This is a genomic window from Tsukamurella sp. II2bb, assembly GCF_057815145.1.
In genome coordinates this window covers 370677-385134 of sequence record NZ_JBYPZI010000003.1, presented here as the reverse complement: position 1 = coordinate 385134, position 14458 = coordinate 370677, and the positions used below count along the sequence as shown (strand labels likewise).

Below are 14458 nucleotides of genomic sequence, written 5' to 3'. Positions count from 1 at the left end.
TCAGGGTACTCGTTACGCCGGGTGATCACACCACGCCCACCGGCCGCGCGGGGGCGGAATGCCTACAGCAGGACGGAGGTGTCCGGGCCCTTCCCCTCGGCCGCCACGGCGGAGTAGGCCGCGACCAGCAGCGACGGGTCGGGCGCCTCGAGGCGGCCCGGCCGGGCGAGATCGTCGAGCACCACGAAACGGAGCATCCCGCCGCGGTTCTTCTTGTCCTTGCCCATGTGCTCGAGCAGCTGGGTGAAGGCGTCGGGGTCGTAGCTGGTGGGCAGGCCCACGGCCTCCAGTACCCGACGGTGCCGGTCCGCCGTCGCGTCGTCGAGCCGCCCGGCGAGGCGCCCCAGCTCGGCGGCGTAGACGAGGCCGACCGCGACCGCCGCGCCGTGGCGCCAGCGGTAGCGCTCGCGCCGCTCGATCGCGTGCCCCAGGGTGTGGCCGTAGTTGAGGATCTCGCGCAGCGAGGCCTCCTTGAGGTCGGCGGAGACGACCCTCGCCTTGACCTCGATGGCGCGGCGCACGAGCTCGGGGAGGACGTCGCCGGTGGGGTCGAGCGCGGCCTCCGGGTCCTTCTCGATGAGGTCGAGGATCACCGGATCGGCGATGAAGCCGGTCTTGATCACCTCGGCCATCCCGGCCACGATCTCGTTGCGCGGCACCGTCTCCAGCGTGACCAGGTCCACGATCACCGCGCGCGGCTCGTGGAACGCGCCGACGAGGTTCTTGCCCGCGTCGGTGTTGATGCCGGTCTTCCCGCCCACCGCGGCGTCCACCATGGCGAGCAGCGTGGTGGGGATGTGCACCACGTCCACGCCGCGCATCCAGGTCGCGGCCACGAAGCCGGTGAGGTCGGTCGCCGCTCCCCCGCCCAGGCTGTAGATCACGTCCTGGCGGCTCAGGCCGATGCGCCCGAGCACCTCCCAGCAGAACCCGGCGACCTGCAGGTCCTTGCCCGACTCGGCGTCGGGGAGCTCGATGCGGTGCGCGTCGACGCCCTTGGCCGCCAGCTCCGCCCGCAGCACCTCGGCGGTCTCGGCCAGCGGCGGCTGGTAGAAGATCGCGGCCTTCGCCGGGAACTCCCCCTTCACGCGGGCCGCGTCCACTGCCTCGGTGAGCAGGCCCCGGCCCACGATCACCTCGTACGGGCTGGACGCGTTCACCTGGATGCGGACGGGTTCGACGGTCTGGTTCGCACCGGACATCGGGTGACTCCTTCGTGGTGGGATCGGCGCGCGGGCCGCGCCGGTGTCGGGTCCTGCTCGGCTCAGTTCCTACTGGACGGCCGCAGCACCGACGGGAGGTTCGGCCACGGCCCCCGCCGGACGCGGCCGGGGTGGGTGTCCTTGAGACGACGCTGCACCTGCCGGACCACCGAGCTCGGCGCGCGCCCCACCGTGGACACCCGGATGGTGGCCAGGTCGCGATAGATCGGCGTACGGATCGCCATCAGGTTGCGGTAGGTCTCCACCGGATCGTCACCGGCGAGCACCGGGCGCTGCGTCCCCGTGGTGCGGCGCACGCCCTCCTCCTCGGTGATCTCCAGGTACACCACCTGGTGCCGGCGCAGCAGCTCCTGGGTACGGACCGAGAGGATCGCGCCGCCGCCGAGGGAGACCACGCCGGTCTCCTTCGCGACGACGTCCGCGATCACGCTCTCCTCGAACGCGCGGAAGGCCGGCTCACCGTCCTCGACGAAGATCGTGGGCACGGTGCGGCCCGAGCGCAGCTCCATCTCGTGGTCGACGTCGATGAACGGCACCCGCAGCGACTTCGCCAGTCGCTGCCCGATGGTCGTCTTGCCCGCGCCGGGCGGGCCGATGAGGATGGCGACGGGGCGCCTCTCCCCGGCCATCACACGCCCTCGGGCGTCACCCGCTGCAACCGCGCCGCCACCTGCTCGGAGTACCGCTCGATGTTGCTACGAGTCTCGGCCAGGCTGTCGCCGCCGAACTTCTCGAGCGCCGCCTGGGCCACGACCAGCGCCACCATCGACTCGGCCACGACACCCGCCGCGGGCACGGCGCAGACGTCGCTGCGCTGGTGGATGGCGACGGCCTCGGTGCCGGTCTGCATGTCGATGGTGCGCAGCGCGCGGGGCACCGTCGAGATGGGCTTCATCGCGGCGCGCACGCGCAGCTCCTCGCCGTTGGTCATGCCGCCCTCGATACCGCCGGCCCGGTTGCTCGACCGCAGCACACCGCCCTTGCCGGGCAGCATCTCGTCGTGCGCGGCGCTGCCACGACGGCGGGCGGTCTCGAAGCCGTCGCCGACCTCGACGCCCTTGATCGCCTGGATGCCCATGAGGGCCGCGGCGAGTCGCGCGTCGAGCCGGCTCTCCCCCGAGGCGACGGAGCCGATACCCACCGGCAGGCCGGTGACCACGACCTCGACGACACCGCCGAGCGTGTCGCCGTCCTTCTTCGCGGCCTCGATCTCGGCGATCATCGAGCGCTCCGCCGCCTCGTCGAAGGCGCGGACCGGGGAGGCGTCGATACGGTCCAGATCCTCGCCCGACGGGGTCGGGCCGGCGTAGGGCTCGGACGCACCGATGGAGATGACGTGACTGATCACCTCGGCACCGAAGGCCTGGCGCAGGAAGTTACGGGCGACGGTGCCGGCGGCGACGCGGGCGGCCGTCTCGCGGGCGCTGGCGCGCTCGAGCACGGGGCGGGCGTCGTCGAAGCCGTACTTGAGCATGCCCGAGAAATCGGCGTGACCGGGCCGCGGGCGCGTGAGCGGCGCGTTGCGGGCCATACCGTCGAGCGCCTCCTGATCGACGGGGTCGGCCGACATGACCTGCTCCCACTTGGGCCACTCCGTGTTGCCGACCTCGATGGCGACGGGGCCCGCCTGCGTGCGCCCGTGCCGGACACCGCCCAGGATGGTCACCTTGTCGGCCTCGAACTTCATCCGCGCACCCCGGCCGTAGCCCAGGCGGCGCCGCGCCAATTGGGCGGCGATGTCCGACGACGTGACCTCGACGCCCGCGACCATGCCCTCCACGAGGGCCACGAGGGCGGGGCCGTGCGATTCTCCAGCGGTGATCCAGCGCAACACGTGTCCCATCATCCCAGATCGACCCGCCGGACCGTGAGTTCGGGTGTCCGAACTCTTGCTCGCAGGGTACAGTGAAAATCATGACCGCAGCCACCGGATCTTCGACTTCCACCCACCGCGCCGCACAGCGCCGGGCCACCGTCGACGTTTTCGGTGTGGCCTGGCCCCGCCACAAGGCGGAGTCCGTGGCCGCTGCCCTCGTCGTTCTCGCCCTCGGCCTGCTCCTCACCGCCGCCGTGGGCGGCACTTCCGCGTCGCCCGCGATCCTCGTCGCCGCCGCAGCCGGCATCGCGGTGTGGTGGTGCGGCCACCTCGTCCAGCACGACTGAACAGGCCCGAGCCCACGACGTGACCAACGTTACGTCCGTCCCGCTGGCCATCGAGACGAGTCGCGGCGTAGCTTATTAACCAGACGGTTAATAACTACGAAACGAAGAAGAAACGGCTATGACTGACATGCTGACCGACTCGCAGGCCACCGACTCCGCAGCGGCGGACGCGCCGCGGAGCCCCCTGGCGGGGATGCACCTGTTCTCGGCCCCGACCGCGACGGACCCCTACGCGGAGCTGGCGGACCGCATCGTGGAGCAGGTGCACGTGGCGGCCGACGCGAGCGCGACCGCAGCCCGCGCCCTCCTGGGGCGCTAGTCACCCAGCCGTAGACGACGAAGGCCTCCCGTTCCGCACGGGAGGCCTTCGTCGTAGGGGGGGCGGGACGGTGAGGCTCACGCCAGGCAGTTGGGTCCCAGCAGCGCTTTGAGATCACCCATCAGCGACGACGACGGATTGACCCGGAGCGTGTCGGCCAGCTTCAGGGTGGTGCTCTGCCCCTCCCCGTCGCCGCTGACGAGCTTGACGTGCACGTCGGAGACGCCGGGGTGGCGCTGGAGCACCTGCTTGAGCGCGGAGACCTTGTCCTGCGTGCACACCCGCGTCGGCATCGTGAGCGCCAGGGGCTTCGCGACGCCGATCTGCGAGAGGTCGATCGGCGCGATGTCGTTCGCGATCAGCGTGACCTTGTCGTCCCGGAAGTTCACCCGGGCCTTGATCAGGACGACCGCGTCCTCCACGACCTCGGCGCCGTAGGCGGCGTAGGCCTGCGGGAAGAAGAAGACCTCGATACCACCGGAGAGGTCCTCGATCTGCGCGGACGCGAACGGGGCGCCGTTCTTGTTCACGCGCCGGTTCACCGACTGCAGGATGCCGCCGACGGTGACCTGGGTGCCGTCCTTCACGTCACCCTCGACGATGGCCGGAATGGCCGTGTCGGTCTGGGCGGCGATGACGTGCTCGACCCCGTCGAGCGGGTGCGCCGAGACGTACAGCCCCAGCATCTCGCGTTCGAGGGCGAGCTTGTGCTTGCCGTCCCACTCCTCGTCGGGGACCTTGATGGTGAAGACGTCGTCGATGGGGCCGGCGGCACCGTCCTCGTCCCCCATCGAGCCGAAGAGGTCGAACTGGCCCACCGCCTCGGCCTTCTTCGTGGACAGGACCGACTCGATGGCATCGCTGTGCACCAGCAGCAGGCCCTTGCGGGGGTGGTCGAGGGAGTCGAAACCGCCCGCCTTGATGAGGGATTCGGTGACCTTCTTGGAGCAGGCCGCCACCTCGATCTTGGCGAGGTAGTCGGAGAAGGAGGTGAAGTTCCCCTTCTCCTTGCGGGTCTTGACGATGGACGCGACCACGCCCTCGCCCACGTTGCGGACCGAGCCCAGGCCGAAGCGGATGTCCTCCCCCACCGAGGTGAAGGCGTGGAAGGACTCGTTGACGTCCGGCGGGAGCACGGTGATGCCGAGGCGGCGGCAGTCGCCGAGGTAGATGGCCGCCTTGTCCTTGTCGTCACCGACGGAGGTGAGCAGCGCGGCCATGTACTCGGCCGGGTAGTTCGCCTTGAGGTAGGCCGTCCAGTAGGACACCAGGCCGTACGCGGCGGCGTGCGACTTGTTGAACGCGTAGCCGGCGAACGGGAGCACCGTCTCCCACAGTGCCGTGATCGCGGCCTGGGAGAAGCCGTTGTCCAGCATGCCCTGCTGGAAGCCGCCGTAGGCCTCGTCGAGGACCTCTTTCTTCTTCTTACCCATCGCGCGGCGCAGGATGTCGGCCTGGCCGAGGCTGTACCCGGCGACCTTCTGCGCGATCTGCATGATCTGCTCCTGGAAGACGATCAGGCCGAACGTGTCCGCGAGGATGTCCTTGAGCGGCTCCTCCAGTTCCGGGTGGATCGGCTTGACCTGCTGCCGGCCGTTCTTGCGATCCGCGTAGTCGTTGTGCGCGTTCATGCCCATCGGGCCGGGCCGGTACAGCGCGCCGACGGCGACGATGTCCTCGAACTTGGTGGGCTGCATGCGGCGCAGGAGGTCCCGCATGGGGCCGCCGTCGAGCTGGAAGACGCCGAGCGTGTTGCCCCGCTGCAGCAGCTCGTAGGTGGTCACATCGTCGAGCGGCAGCTGGTCCATGTCCAGGTCGATGCCGCGGTTGTGCTTGATGTTCTCCAGGGCGTCACCGATCACGGTGAGGTTGCGCAGGCCCAGGAAGTCCATCTTCAGCAGGCCGATGGCCTCGCACGACGGGTAGTCCCAGCCGGTGATGATCGCGCCGTCCTGCGCGCGCTTCCACACCGGGATCGCGTCCGTGAGCGGATCACAGGACATGATCACCGCGCAGGCGTGCACGCCGGCGTTGCGGATCAGGCCCTCGAGCCCGAGCGCCATGTCGTAGATCTTCTTGACGTCGGGGTCGGTCTCGATCAGCTGCCGGACCTCGACGGCCTCCTTGTACCGCTCGTGCTCCGGATCCGTGATGCCCTTGACCGAGATGTCCTTGGCCATGATGGGCGGCGGGAGCGCCTTGGTGATCCGGTCGGCGATGGAGTAGCCGGGCTGGCCGTAGAGGACCCGGGCCGAGTCCTTGATGGCGGCCTTCGTCTTGATGGTGCCGAACGTGATGACCTGGGCCACCTTGTCCGAGCCCCACTTCTCGGAGGCGTAGGTGATCATCTCGCCGCGACGACGATCGTCGAAGTCGATATCGATATCGGGCATCGAGACGCGCTCGGGGTTGAGGAAGCGCTCGAACAGCAGCCCGTGCGGGATCGGGTCGATGTTGGTGATGCCCAGCGCCCAGGCCACGAGCGAGCCGGCCGCGGAACCACGCCCCGGGCCGACCCGGATGCCGACCTCGTGCGCATGCGCGATCAGGTCGCCGACCACGAGGAAGTAGGCCGGGAAGCCCATCTCGTTGATGACCGAGAGCTCGTACGTCGCCCGCTCGACGTAGTCCGCGGGCGGACCGTCGGGGAACCGGCGGTTCAGGCCGGCCATGACCTCTTCTTCGAGGAAGGACTCCTGCGTGTGGTGCTCCGGCACCGGGAACCGTGGCATGCGGTCCTTGTGCTCCCACACCTCCGCGTAGGACTGGACCCGCTCGCCGATCTCCACCGTCGAATCGCACGCGCCCGGCACCTGCGAATCCCACAGCTCGCGCATCTCCTGCGCGGACTTGAGGTAGTAGCCGTCACCGTCGAACTGGAACCGCGTGGGATCCGACAGGGTCTTGCCGGTCTGGATGCACAGCAGCGCGCCGTGCGATTCGGCCTTGTCCTTGGTGACGTAGTGGCAGTCGTTCGTGGCCAGCGGCTTGATCCCGAGCGTGCGGCCGATCTCCAGCAGCCCCTCGCGGACGCGGCGCTCGATGTCGATGCCGTGATCCATGAGCTCGAGGTAGAAGTTCTCCTTGCCGAAGATCTCCTGCCATTTCGCGGCGGCCTCGAGCGCCTCGCGCTCCTGCCCCAGCCGCAGCCGGGTCTGTACCTCGCCCGACGGGCAACCCGTGGTCGCGATGATGCCCTCGGCGTGCTCGGCGATCAGCTCGGCGTCCATGCGGGACCACTTGCCCAGCTGCCCCTCGATGGACGCGAGCGAGCTCAGCGTGAACAGATTGCGCAGGCCCGTGGCGTTCTCCGCCACCATCGTCATGTGCGTGTACGCGCCCGAACCGGAGACGTCGTCACCCTTCTGCGACGGATCGCCCCACCGCACGCGCTTGGTGGAGAAGCGCGACTCCGGCGCGATGTACGCCTCGATCCCGATGATCGGCGTGATGTCGTACTTCTTCGCGGTGTTGTAGAAGTCCGAGGCGCCGAACATGTTGCCGTGGTCGGACATGCCCACCGCGGTCATCCCGAGGCGCTTGGCCTCCGCGAACAGCGGATCGACCTTGGCGGCACCGTCGAGCATCGAGTACTCCGTGTGGTTGTGCAGATGCACGAACGAGCCGGCCGTCATGGGCTACGCACCTCCGGTGGAGAATCTCATCGCTGTCATTACGCAGTGTAGGCGCTGCCACCGACACGTCGTCGGAGTCATGCGGCGAAGACGATCACCAGGATCAACACCAGCAACGCCAATCCCGCGACTCCCACCAACACCAGCACGCCGGGTGGCATCCCGTTCTGCGCCACCGCCTTCGGCGGCTCCGCCTGGGCGGCCTGCGGAGCGGGCGGGCGCGGCATCGCCCCGGACGGCGCCCCCGGGTTCGCGCCGTACAACGGCTGCGCGGGTGCCGCGGGCCGCGCCGCGGCGCCCGGACGCGGCGCGGGTGGATGCGACCGCGCCGCCGCGGCGCCGGGCCGGTTCGCCTGCCCCCGGATCCCGGGCGCGACGGTGCGCTGCACCGGCGCCGACGGCCGGCCGCCGGGCTGCTGCGGCCCGGACGGGTGCCCCGGGCCCGGGACGTACCCGGGCGGGGCAGGGCGGGGCACCGGTCGCGGAGCGGGGCGCGAGACGGGCGCCGTCATCGCCGACCTGAGTGCGGTGGCGAACTCCTTGCAGGTGGCGAACCGCTCCGCGGGCGTCTTCGCGAGGCCGCGGGCGACCACCGCGTCGACGGCCGGCGGCACGCCTGCGCGGATCTGCGAGATCCGCGGCGGCGGGGCGTTGAAGTGCGCGTCGATCACCGCGTCGGTGCTGGCACCGCTGTACGGCACCTTCCCGGTGACCAGGTGGAAGAAGGTGGCCGCGAGCGAGTACTGGTCCGAGCGGGAATCGAGTTCTTCGCCGCACAGCTGCTCGGGCGAGGCGTAGGCGAGCGTCGCGAGCACGGTGCCGACCGCGGTCAGCTGCGAGGTGTCCTCGCCGCCCTTGGCCACGCCGAAGTCGGTGAGCAGGGCCCGCATCTCGTCCGCGTCGTCACCGTCGTCCGTGGCGGCGACGAGGATGTTGGCGGGCTTGATGTCGCGGTGCAGCAGGCCCGCGCGGTGGGCGCGGTCCAGGCCCCGCCCGATCTGGGAGACGATCTCCGCGGCCGTCGCCGGGTCGAGGCCGGCCGGGCTGCGCTTGAGCAGCACCGAGCAGTCGTCGCCCTGGACGTACTGCATGGCGATCCACAGCCGGGCCCCCTCGGTGCCGCGGTTGTAGATGGTGACCACGTTGGGATGGTCGAGCCGAGCGGCGAGCTCCGCCTCGCGCAGGAAGCGCTTGCGGAAGGCCTCGTCGCCCGAGTAGCTCGCGCCCAGCACCTTGAGCGCGTCGTACCGGGGCAACTCCGGGTGCTTGGCCAGGTAGACCGAGCCCATGCCGCCGGTTCCGAGGCGCCGCTCGATCCGATACCCGCCGATCACCGTCCCCGGTGCGAGTTCGTCACTCATGTCCGCTGCTTCTGCCCCTTATCGTCCGGCCGTCGGGGTCCAGCGTAACCCGCACCCCGGCCGCGATCCCGGCGACGAGGCCCGGTGCGGGCACCGTCACTCAGGTCTCGACGCCCTCGAACTGGGCGCGGTAGAGGCCCGCGTAGTGGCCGCCGGCCGCGAGCAGTTCCTCGTGCGACCCCTGTTCGACGATGCGGCCGTGGTCCATCACGACGATGACGTCGGCGTCGCGGATGGTCGAGAGGCGGTGCGCGATGACGAAACTCGTCCGGTCGGCCCGCAGGGCGTGCATCGCCCGCTGCAGCAGCACCTCGGTGCGGGTGTCCACCGAACTGGTCGCCTCGTCGAGGATGAGGACGGCCGGCTCGGCGAGGAAGGCGCGCGCGATCGTGATCAGCTGTCGCTCGCCGGCGGAGACGCTGCCGGACTCGTCGTCGAGGACCGTCTCGTAGCCGTCCGGCAGGGAGTGCGCGAACCGGTCGACGAAGGTCGCGCGGGCCGCGGCGTAGACCTCCTCGTCGGTCGCATCGAGCCGCCCGTACCGGATGTTCTCCATGATCGTGCCCTCGAACAGCCAGGTGTCCTGCAGGACCATGCCGATGCGCCGGCGCATATCGGCCCGCTCGACCCCGGCGATGTCGACGCCGTCGATGGTGATCCGGCCGCCGCTGAGCTCGTAGAACCGCATGATCAGGTTGACCAGGGTGGTCTTGCCGGCCCCGGTATGGCCCACGACGGCGACGGTGCGCCCGGGCTCGGCGACCAGGTTCAGGTTCTCGATCAGCGGCTCCCCGCTCTTGTAGCCGAAGGTGACGTCCTCGAAGGCGACGCGGCCGCGGGTGGGCTCCGGGAGGGTGCCCGGGCGGTCGGCGGACTGCTCGTCGGCGTCGAGGACCGCGAAGACGCGCTCGGCGGACGCCACGCCCGACTGCAGCATGTTGACCATCGACGCCATCTGCGTGACGGGCTGGGTGAACTGCCGGGAGTACTGGATGAAGGCGATGACGTCGCCGAGGCTCATGCCACCCGCGGCCACCCGGAGCCCGCCGACGACGCAGACGGCGACGTACTGCAGGTTGCCGACGAACATGCTGATCGGCATGACCAGCCCGGAGAGGAACTGCGCCTTGTAGCTCGCGGTCATCAGCGCGTCGTTCTCCTGCGCGAAGCGCTCCTGCAGGGCGTCGCCCCGGCCGTAGACGGTGACCAGGTCGTGGCCGGTGAAGGCCTCCTCGACCTGGGCGTTGAGCGCGCCGGTCGAGCGCCACTGCGCCACGAAGTGCTTGCTGCTGCGCTTCATGATCTGCCCCGCGAAGATCACGATGAGCGGGATCACGATCACCGCCACCGCGGTGAGCAGCGGCGAGACGACGAGCATCATGATCAGCACGCCGATCACGGTGAACGCCGAGACGATGAGCTGGCTCAGCGCCTGGGTGAGCGACTGGCCGAGGTTGTCGATGTCGTTGGTCACGCGGGAGAGCAGCTCGCCCCGGGGCTGCCGGTCGAAGTAACTCAGCGGCAACCGGTGCAGCTTCTCCTCGACCTCGCGCCGCAGCGCGTACATCACCCGTTGCACCGCGCCGTTGAGCAGGAAGCCCTGGGCGTACTGCAGCACCGCGCTAGCCACGAACAGACCGATCACCCAGGTCAGGATCGCCCCGACCCGATCGAAGTCGATGCCCGGCCCGTGCCGCAGCTGCGAGCGGAAGCCGTCGTAGATCGCGTCGACCGCGCTGCCGATCACCTTGGGGGCGATCACCGCGGCGGTGACCGAGCCGACCGAGAGCAGCACCGCCGCCGTCATGGCGGCGCGCTGCTGCCGGAGCCGGCCCAGCAGCCGCTTCAGCGACGGCCAGAAGGTCATCGGCTTCTGGTTCGGCGCGCCCGCCGTCGCCGCCGCGGCGGCCCTCGCTCCCGGCCCGGTCATGCCGCGCTCCCCGCCGTCGCCTGGCTGCCCGCGATCTCCTGATAGGTGGGACAGGTCTCGAGCAGCTCGGCGTGCGTGCCGTGGCCGACGACCTCACCGTCCTCGAGCACCAGGATCTGGTCGGCGCTCGCGATGGTCGAGATGCGCTGGCCGACGATGACGACGGTGGCCTCCCGCGTGTACGGCCGCAGTGCGGCACGGAGTTTCGCGTCGGTCGCGAGGTCCAGCGCCGAGAAGCTGTCGTCGAAGAGGTAGACGGCGGGCTTGGCGACGAGTGCACGGGCGATCGCGAGCCGCTGCCGCTGCCCACCGGAGACATTGGTGCCGCCCTGCGCGATCGGCGCGTCGAGGCCGCCGAGTTCGGCGACGAAGTCGTCCGCCTGCGCGATGCGCAGCGCCTCCGCGAGCTCGTCGTCGGTGGCGTCGGGGTTGCCGAAGCGCAGGTTGCTCGCGACGGTGCCGCTGAACAGGTACGCGCGCTGGGGCACGAGGCCGACGTGCCCCCACAGCGCGTCGGCGCGCAGGTCCTTGACGTCGACGCCGTCGTAGCGGACCGCGCCGGCGGTGGCGTCGAAGAGTCGCGCCAGGAGGTTGATCAGCGTCGTCTTCCCGGATCCCGTGGAGCCGATGATCGCGATCGTCTCCCCCGGCCGGGCCGAGAGGTTCACGTTCTGCAGCACCGGCTTCGCGGCGCCGGGATAGCGCATCGTCACGCCGTCCAGTTCGACGGCGCCAGTGATCGCCGGAAGCGGATCGGGGCGTTCCGGCGGCCCGACGGTGGACTTCGTCGTGAGCACCTCGGTGATGCGTTCGGCGGCGACCGAGGCGCGCGGGATCATCATCACCATGAAGGTGGCCATCATCACCGACATCAGGATCTGCATCATGTACTGCATGTAGGCGGTGACGGAACCGATCCGGGCCGTGCCGTCGGCGATGAGGTGCGCGCCGAACCACCACACCGCCACGGTGGAGAGGTTGAGCACCAGCATGACCCACGGGAACATGATCGCCATCAGCCGCATGACGCGGACCGAGGCGTCGGTCAGCGCCGTGTTGGCACCGTCGAACCGCTCCCGCTCGACGGGCTCCCGGACGAAGGCCCGGATCACCCTGACTCCCGTGAGCTGTTCGCGCAGAACCTTGTTGACCGTGTCGAGCCGGCGCTGCACCGCGCGGAAGCCGGGGATCATCTTCGAGATCACCACGCCCAGAACGGCTCCCAGGACCGGCACCGCGACCACCATGAGCCAGGCCAGCCCGGGCTCCTCGCGGACCGCCATGACGACGCCGCCGACGGCCATGAACGGCGCCTGGATCATCATCGACAGGGTCATCAGCACGAGCAGCTGGACCTGCTGAACGTCGTTGGTGGAGCGCGTGATCAGCGACGCCGCACCGAAGCCGGAGACCTCGCGGCCGGAGAAGGTGCGGACCCGGCCGAACAGGGACCGCCGGGTGTCCCGCCCGAAGGCCATGGCGCTGCGCGCCGCGAAGTAGGTCGCGCCGCCCGCGGCGGTCACCTGGAACAGAGTGATCACCAGCATGATTCCGCCCATCCGCCAGATGTAGCCGGTGTCTCCGGGCGTGACGCCGAGGTCGATGATCTTGGCGTTGATGCTGGGCAGGACGAGATTGGCGACGACGCTGACGAGTTGAAAGGCCGCCACGGCGAGCAACCACGGCCGGTAGGGCCGCAGATGCGCGGCGACGAGTCTGAGCAGGGTCACTGGGCTGGTCCCTCTCGCAGTGGATTCGGCTGGGCGGAGATGCCGTCGAGCAGGACGTCGACGATGTGGTGCGGAGCGAGGATCGCGCCCTCGCTGATGTGCGGGTGGCTGCCCGAGAAGGTGAGCAGGCGCAGGAGGTGGATGGCCTCCTCGGGCGGGACGCGCAGTCGGTCGGCGTCGGCGCCGATGACGCCCCGGAGCCGAGCCGTGAGCGCGGGTCCCCCCTCCTTCGCCCGACGGTGCGCGTCCCGGTCCCGGACGTGCGGCGGGGCGACGAGTCCGAGCGCGTCCATGAGGCCGAAGATCCGCTGGAACCGTTGCTGCACCAGCTCGGTGAACCGGTAGAGCCGTTGGCGCAGCGGTAGGGCGGGGTCGATGGCGTCGATCTCCGTGAGCAACGGCTCGGGGTCGAAGGATTCGAGCATCACCGCGTCGAGCAGGTCCTCCTTGGAGTCGAAGACGCGGAAGATGGTGCCCTCCGCGACCCCGGCCGCCGCGGCGATCTGCTTGGTGGTGGGGACGGTGCCGTGCTCGAGCAGCGCGTCCCGGGTGGCGGCGATCAGCGCCGCGCGCCGTTCCTCCACCGGCAGGTGCGGCGCGCGAGGCCGAGTTTCGTTAGCCGCGGGCACGAATTCGAGACTACAGATGTGAGTGCCCACTCACAATCGATTTTCCGTTCGCCCGCGGCGAATCGGTCGATTGCGGGCGTGGGCCGGTTCAGCCGAGGAGGTCGTCCAACGCGCCGTCGAGGGTCGGGTGGGCGAACCGGAAACCGGCGGCCGGCAGCACCGTCGACGTGGCGTGTCGTCCCGTGAGCCCGAGCGCGGGATCGCTCCGCATGCCGATGGCGCCCAGGGCGAGCAGCGGCGCGGGCGTCGGCAGCGCGTACGGGCGGTGCAGGTGTCGCCGCAGTGCGCGCATCAGATCGGCGTTCCGCACCGGGTTCGGCGCAGCGGCCACGACCACCCCGTCGGGCAGGTCGACGCCGGGCTCGATGCCCAGTCCGGCCCGAACGACGGCGAGCCAGTCGTCGCGATGGATCCAGCTGAACCACTGCCGGCCGCTCCCGAGGCTGCCGCCCAGGAAGGCGCGGGTGACCCCGACCATCTTCGCCATCGCCGGCGAATCGGTGTCGAGCACGATCGAGGTGCGCAGAATCGTGCGGTGCGCGGCGTCCGCCTCCGCCGAGGCGTCCTCCCACGGACGGGCGACGCCTGTCATCTGCGGGAGCCCCGGATCGGGCAGCGGGGTGTCCTCGGTGCACCACCGCTCCCCCGCGTCACTCCAGATCGCGGTGGTGCTCGCCTGCACCCAGCGGCGGACGCCGCGACCCCGCGCCGCCTCGACGAGCGCGCGGGTGGCGTCCACCCTGCTCGCGGCGAGCGCGGCGATGTTCGCCGGGGTGGGGCGGCAGTCGACCAGCTTCCCCGCGAGGTTGAGCACGGCCGTGTTCGGCGCGTCGAGCACGGCCGCCCAGGCCCCGACGGTGCGGCCGTCCCAGGTGACCTGCGGATACGGCACGTCGGCGCGGATCGAGCGGGTGAGGATCGTCACGTCGTGACCGCGCCGGACCAGGTCGGCCGCCACGCGGCGGCCGAGCGCCCCGGTGCCGCCCGCGATGACCACGTGCAGCGGGTCGGCGGCGCGGGGCGGTCCGGCGAGCATCGCGAGCCGCGCGAGACAAGTGTCGGCGCCGGCCGCGAACCGCCGGGCGACCAGGTGGTCGAAGAGCGGCGCCGACGGACCGTCGGCCGTCACCGTCTGTTCGACGACGGTGCCCCCGTCGACCGATCGGAGGGTCCAGCGCAGGGTGGTGGTGCACGCCGGCTCCTCCTGCGCGATCGCGAGGGCGCGACCGGGCTCGATCTCCACCACGGTCGCGGGCGGCGCGAGGCGGCGCTGGATCGACGAACCGCGCCGGTCCGGCACCCAGTCCAGGCGCGCACCGAGGGCGACCGGGTCGCGCAGCGCCACCGAGTCGACGAAGGACTGCCAGCGCGGAAGGCGCTCCAGATCGACGAGCACGTCCCACAACGCCTGCGCCGGAAGGGCGATGAATCCATTGCTGCGATGCACGGTTGCCATGCCTTCGACGCT

Annotated in this window: 11 protein-coding genes; 2 read left to right on the top strand and 9 right to left on the bottom strand. The window is 70.5% G+C overall.

Going from position 1 to position 14458, the window contains the following annotated elements; translation table 11 throughout:
* Positions 1 to 62 precede the first annotated feature (62 nt).
* The 3 genes from aroB to aroC all read right to left on the bottom strand — a co-directional run bounded on the left by aroB (position 63) and on the right by aroC (position 3057).
* Complete coding sequence (aroB, locus tag AC21LY_RS10275) at positions 63 to 1202, bottom strand: 3-dehydroquinate synthase (RefSeq protein ID WP_489046359.1); 1140 nt, start codon at positions 1200 to 1202, stop codon at positions 63 to 65.
* A gap of 62 nt (positions 1203 to 1264) precedes the next feature.
* On the bottom strand, positions 1265 to 1852 hold the full coding sequence (locus AC21LY_RS10270; RefSeq protein WP_489046358.1) for a shikimate kinase: 588 nt from the start codon (positions 1850 to 1852) through the stop codon (positions 1265 to 1267).
* Entirely contained in the window at positions 1852 to 3057 is a 1206-nt protein-coding gene (gene aroC, locus AC21LY_RS10265) for a chorismate synthase (RefSeq protein WP_489046357.1), read from the bottom strand. Before aroC ends, AC21LY_RS10270 begins: the two co-directional genes overlap by 1 nt.
* A gap of 80 nt (positions 3058 to 3137) precedes the next feature.
* Between aroC and AC21LY_RS10260 the strand changes: the two genes are divergently transcribed.
* Complete coding sequence (locus AC21LY_RS10260; RefSeq protein WP_489046356.1) at positions 3138 to 3386, top strand: hypothetical protein; 249 nt, start codon at positions 3138 to 3140, stop codon at positions 3384 to 3386.
* A gap of 118 nt (positions 3387 to 3504) precedes the next feature.
* Positions 3505 to 3705 carry a hypothetical protein gene (locus AC21LY_RS10255; protein ID WP_489046355.1) on the top strand — a complete coding sequence of 67 codons (201 nt, stop codon included), beginning with the start codon at positions 3505 to 3507 and terminating at the stop codon, positions 3703 to 3705.
* A 77-nt stretch (positions 3706 to 3782) separates the two neighbouring features.
* Here AC21LY_RS10255 and dnaE read toward each other — a convergent pair whose 3' ends face one another.
* From dnaE to AC21LY_RS10225, 6 genes are all read right to left on the bottom strand, one after another.
* Positions 3783 to 7340, bottom strand: a complete 3558-nt coding sequence (dnaE, locus tag AC21LY_RS10250; RefSeq protein WP_489046354.1) for a DNA polymerase III subunit alpha — start codon at positions 7338 to 7340, stop codon at positions 3783 to 3785.
* A gap of 77 nt (positions 7341 to 7417) precedes the next feature.
* Positions 7418 to 8701, bottom strand: a complete 1284-nt coding sequence (locus tag AC21LY_RS10245) for a serine/threonine-protein kinase (RefSeq protein WP_489046353.1) — start codon at positions 8699 to 8701, stop codon at positions 7418 to 7420.
* 100 nt (positions 8702 to 8801) lie between these two features.
* Positions 8802 to 10631, bottom strand: coding sequence for an ABC transporter ATP-binding protein (locus AC21LY_RS10240; RefSeq protein WP_489046352.1), 1830 nt, complete (start codon positions 10629 to 10631; stop codon positions 8802 to 8804).
* On the bottom strand, positions 10628 to 12361 hold the full coding sequence (locus AC21LY_RS10235) for an ABC transporter ATP-binding protein (protein ID WP_489046351.1): 1734 nt from the start codon (positions 12359 to 12361) through the stop codon (positions 10628 to 10630). The genes AC21LY_RS10240 and AC21LY_RS10235 overlap by 4 nt, the downstream gene beginning before the upstream one ends.
* The gene (locus AC21LY_RS10230) at positions 12358 to 12990 is read right to left on the bottom strand and encodes a TetR/AcrR family transcriptional regulator (RefSeq protein ID WP_489046350.1); all 633 of its coding nucleotides are present in this window, start codon (positions 12988 to 12990) and stop codon (positions 12358 to 12360) included. The genes AC21LY_RS10235 and AC21LY_RS10230 overlap by 4 nt, the downstream gene beginning before the upstream one ends.
* Positions 12991 to 13078: 88 nt before the next feature.
* Positions 13079 to 14446: a DUF1731 domain-containing protein gene (locus AC21LY_RS10225; RefSeq protein ID WP_489046349.1), complete on the bottom strand. Its 1368-nt coding sequence runs from the start codon at positions 14444 to 14446 to the stop codon at positions 13079 to 13081.
* Between the last annotated feature and the right edge of the window lie 12 nt (positions 14447 to 14458).

Coding starts and splice junctions, on each gene's coding strand:
- aroB (WP_489046359.1), bottom strand. CDS start 1,202: ATGTCCGGTGCGAACCAGACCGTCGAACCCGTCCGCATCCAGGTGAAC.
- AC21LY_RS10270 (WP_489046358.1), bottom strand. CDS start 1,852: ATGGCCGGGGAGAGGCGCCCCGTCGCCATCCTCATCGGCCCGCCCGGC.
- AC21LY_RS10260 (WP_489046356.1), top strand. CDS start 3,138: ATGACCGCAGCCACCGGATCTTCGACTTCCACCCACCGCGCCGCACAG.
- AC21LY_RS10255 (WP_489046355.1), top strand. CDS start 3,505: ATGACTGACATGCTGACCGACTCGCAGGCCACCGACTCCGCAGCGGCG.
- dnaE (WP_489046354.1), bottom strand. CDS start 7,340: ATGACGGCCGGCTCGTTCGTGCATCTGCACAACCACACGGAGTACTCG.
- AC21LY_RS10245 (WP_489046353.1), bottom strand. CDS start 8,701: ATGAGTGACGAACTCGCACCGGGGACGGTGATCGGCGGGTATCGGATC.
- AC21LY_RS10240 (WP_489046352.1), bottom strand. CDS start 10,631: ATGACCGGGCCGGGAGCGAGGGCCGCCGCGGCGGCGACGGCGGGCGCG.
- AC21LY_RS10225 (WP_489046349.1), bottom strand. CDS start 14,446: ATGGCAACCGTGCATCGCAGCAATGGATTCATCGCCCTTCCGGCGCAG.